4 protein-coding genes are annotated in these 3,915 nt (G+C 46.3%); all 4 read right to left on the bottom strand.

Annotated features, from left to right (window positions below):
- Nucleotides 1-321: 321 nt before the first annotated feature.
- Complete coding sequence (locus RWJ96_RS06820; RefSeq protein ID WP_314019639.1) at nt 322-504, bottom strand: hypothetical protein; 183 nt, start codon at nt 502-504, stop codon at nt 322-324.
- Nucleotides 505-3,036 carry an N-6 DNA methylase gene (locus RWJ96_RS06815; protein WP_314019638.1) on the bottom strand — a complete coding sequence of 844 codons (2,532 nt, stop codon included), beginning with the start codon at nt 3,034-3,036 and terminating at the stop codon, nt 505-507. It lies immediately after the preceding gene.
- Complete coding sequence (locus tag RWJ96_RS06810) at nt 3,036-3,212, bottom strand: hypothetical protein (protein ID WP_314019637.1); 177 nt, start codon at nt 3,210-3,212, stop codon at nt 3,036-3,038. The genes RWJ96_RS06815 and RWJ96_RS06810 overlap by 1 nt, the downstream gene beginning before the upstream one ends.
- Before the next feature lie 231 nt (nt 3,213-3,443).
- The coding region (locus RWJ96_RS06805) for a HEAT repeat domain-containing protein (protein WP_314019636.1) at nt 3,444-3,915 on the bottom strand (472 nt) is incomplete at its 5' end.

Below are 3,915 nucleotides of genomic sequence, written 5' to 3'. Positions count from 1 at the left end.
ATTACTAGAAAATACCCCGGAATTAACTGGGGTATTTTTATTTAACATCAGTCGACTAATCGACTAGCTAATTTGTATACTTGATTTATTCCTTTGCTTTCTAACTCCCAGTTGCAGAGTTCAGCTTTAATTAACTCTGGACTCAAAGGGGAAGCAATCAAACTCGACGACTTCCCCTTCAGTAAAATGGTCGTCGTCTCCGTTCAGTGCCTCGTAAGACACCTCGCGATTGTCTTCTGAATACCAGACACGCTCTGCACAGAGCTCCCACACTCTCCACAGAAGAGCTTTCCTGTAAGTCAGTATCTCGGAGCCTCATCCTCAGCTATCCCACGAGCCGTTTCGCTTGTCCTCGGCAATCTTATAGCCGAATGCCTTGTATCCATTGAACAGTGCTTGCTCGCGCTGCTGGTCGATGGGTGCATCGTTTTGTGCGTGAGACGAGAAGCGATAGTAAGCGATAGCTAGGTTGTTGTCGTTCTGGACAAATTCAGTCTTTGTCACCTATACATTCACCTCCTCCGCTGAGCTTTGGCGGTCAATGAACGCCAGATACTGCTCGTACTTACGCAGCATCATATTCTTAGCGTACTGCTCCATGTACGCGTAGTCAGGCTTGCCCTCATCAGTAACCGGTAGTATGACTTTTGTATTTAGCAATCTCTTTCCTGTCCATGAATGACCATGGCTAAACAATGACTTATTAGACGAAAGACATCTCTCGATAAACAAACCAGTGTATAAATTCAACTTATCTGAATAGCCAACTGAAGTTTTTCCTGACATTCCTATAAACGCCATAGGCACATAATGCGCAAGTCCAGCCGCACCATCTCCCAACTGTACAAAAACCATGCCGTTTCCTTCGGACTTCCACTCATCGTTAGCTTCTGCCGAACACACCTGACAGCCTATTATTGATTTAGCGGCGGCGATATATGGCAAATCGTCTCCATCGACCAATCCGGCTGTAGTTTTTCCCTTAGTCGCCTGAATCTTGGAGAACAGAGAACTGACACTAAACTCATCCCACTTTTTCTTATCGAGAGCCGGAATATCCTTGTGTTCCAACTGAGAGAGCTGTCCAGCAATGAAATTCTTATACCGCATGGGCACCTTTCCATTGTCAGCACCTCTCTTGAACAAATACTCGCGGTTCTGCATGACCATAGAGAACTCGAACGTCAGGTAGTCGCCAATAGACTTCTCGAAGTTTGCATCGGTCGGAATCTCGTCGTTAAAGTAGTAGAAGCTGTGCAACCATTCGTCGCTCGCCTCAACTGTAGACTCAACACAGAACTTGGACGGTGCCTCAGCGCGCCCGAACCACACATCCAGCAAGTGCTGGTGCTTGTCCTTGGCAGAATCACCCTCGATCAGTCCAACGTGCATCCTCACCTCGTAGCCATCATCCCGGAAATCAATAAACTTGCAGACCTTATCCTCAGGATGTGGCTCATGCGCCGTGAACACAGCGATGACCGCACTCGTGCCCACGCCATAGAACGTGTCCTTGTTGCAAGTGATAACGCCCTCAAGTGTGTGATGTTTCATGATGGCGTCCTTGAAAGCCTGCTCTGCCTTTGACTTACCGGTCATGGATGACGGAGGAACAATGACCGCCGCCCGCGCTCCGACTGTTAGCGAATCTAGCATATGCTCGATGAAGGAAAGTTCGTACTGGCTTGGGTCTGCCTTAGTGCCCTGTGAGTACGGAGGATTCATCAGACCAACTGTCGCCCCCTTCATCTGCACCTGTGCCGGGTTCTTAGCCAGGAAGTCACTGCATTCGAGATTGCTGTTGCCGTCACGGCGCAGAATCATGTTCGCAGCAGCAACGGCAAACATGTTGCTTTGAAGCTCGAAGCCGTGCAGTTGCTTCTTCTTGATATTCTTTCTCTGCTGGTCACTGTCCGCCATGGAAAGCATCTTGTGCATGGCAGAAATCAGGAATCCCGCCGTGCCGCACGTAGGGTCGAGCACCACATCGTCAGGCTGGATATCCACCAAATCACACATAAGGTCGGTGATATGTCGAGGCGTCAGGATGATACCCAGCGTCTGCCCGTCGCCGCCAGAATAACTCATGAACTCGCCGTAGAAGCGACCAATGAAATCCTCGGAAGTCTTCCGGTATTTGATATTCTTAAACACATGCTCATACAGGAATTCCGTGTAAAACTTGAGCGGCGTTTTACCCAGCATCTCGTTGACCTCGTTCAATCTGAAACTGGTCTGCAAAATAGCAAACTCAGCCATAAGCTTATCTTTCTTTGCATCTGGCCCTACGTTTGAGCGGGTTAGGCGCGTCTTGATAGCATTCATCAGCTTGTCGCCATCGCGGTTACCCGCAATCTGGTCTCCTGTCAGCGAATCAACGCCGAAGCCACCAAATTCAATTTCATCCAGTGCCAGTAGGATACCAGCGACAACCAATGGCTTGTCTTGGTCTTTCAGTGTTCCGTAAGTACGCAGATATTCATGAAGCTCAGCAGCATCCTTGAGAATCTGCTCCGTCGTCTTTTCAACATCGGTAGCCTCTTCCAGAACGTACCTCGTGTAGTACTCGTTGATGTTTCCCGGCGAGAACCAGACGAACGATTCAATATCCGGCAACTGCTTGTAGCCCTCACGGTCATCAACCCAAAGCGGAGTAATCTTATGATGCTTCTCATCACCAGAAACTCCGACTGCAAACACTTTCTTGAATGCGCTGTTCTGAGCAATATGCTTTCCATAAAAGTAAGCACCGTTGACCGCATAATCAGTTACGGACTTAACCTCAGTGTCAATCACGTCCTTATCGGTCAAACTGACATGCTTATCAAGCGCCGCCTTATCCTCGATAACAAGGACAAAATCGCCAATAACGGCGACGTACTCAGGGTATCCTGCCTTGCCAGTTCCTCGTTTCGATGCTGTCTTCAATGCATCATCAATTTCTTTTGTATTGCTACCCTGAGCATCAAACTTAATACCGCACTCATCAAGCTGCTTTGCAACCCAAAGGTCGGTCTTTATCTCCTTCTTGGCCATTATTCCTCAGCCTCCTTTGCATTTTTCTCAATCCACTCACGCAGCATCGCTGAGATAGATTTCTCCCTCTTGATTGCAATGATTTTCAATATCTTCTTATCCTCTGCCGTCACGGAGAGCGTCAGCTTCGTTCGCCTGACGTCTCCTGAGGGCTTCTTCTCGTCTTTCTTATTCATATAAAACTCTCCTGCAATAATACGTATTCACGTAATTACGTATTATTGTACAATGTTTGCGAGTTTCGGGCAAGAGTGTAAGCCCGCAGTAAAAGTCTAAATACTGATACACGAAGGTGAGCTGCAATAGCAGCGAAGGAATAGCACGCGTCTCTCTTCGCTCTTTCCTGCCTATGTCCGAAAGCCGCTAGACGCAGCCATTGAATCTATATACAAGCGCCAGCTCATTTCTCACGAAATAGAGTTCAATGCGTCCTCTTTTCGTGGAAATTTTTTACTAATATCTCTTAAGGCATTCCCTACCGATTTTCTAACATATTCACTCGTATCTTCTTTTAATGCAGCAATTCGGCTGATAGCTTCATTCGGATTATCTTTGAAATATGGTCTGCTCGTCCATATTCTTAGTCCCTCTGTAACTGCTCTCCTTGTATTAGGATTGTTGTTTTTTAACCATTCATCAATTACCGGGAGTGCTTTTTCATATCCTATTTTCTTGCAAAATTCATCAAATGCCTTTGCCAACACTTCTTGAACTCTCCAATTATTATCTTTGGAAACTTCATCTCGCATAAATGCTAAAACATCATCTTGTTCTGATAAATATCCAAACAGAAACACTCCGTACATTCTTACTTGATAAGTGGATGATTCGTAAGCTAAGAACGCCAATTTTTTAATATATTCATTATCATTGGATTTA

Origin of the sequence: Lancefieldella parvula, assembly GCF_963547875.1 — a bacterium.
Lineage (GTDB): Bacteria > Actinomycetota > Coriobacteriia > Coriobacteriales > Atopobiaceae > Lancefieldella > Lancefieldella parvula_D.
Note: the sequence above shows the minus strand (reverse complement) of the source record. Positions and strands in the feature narration are given on the sequence as shown.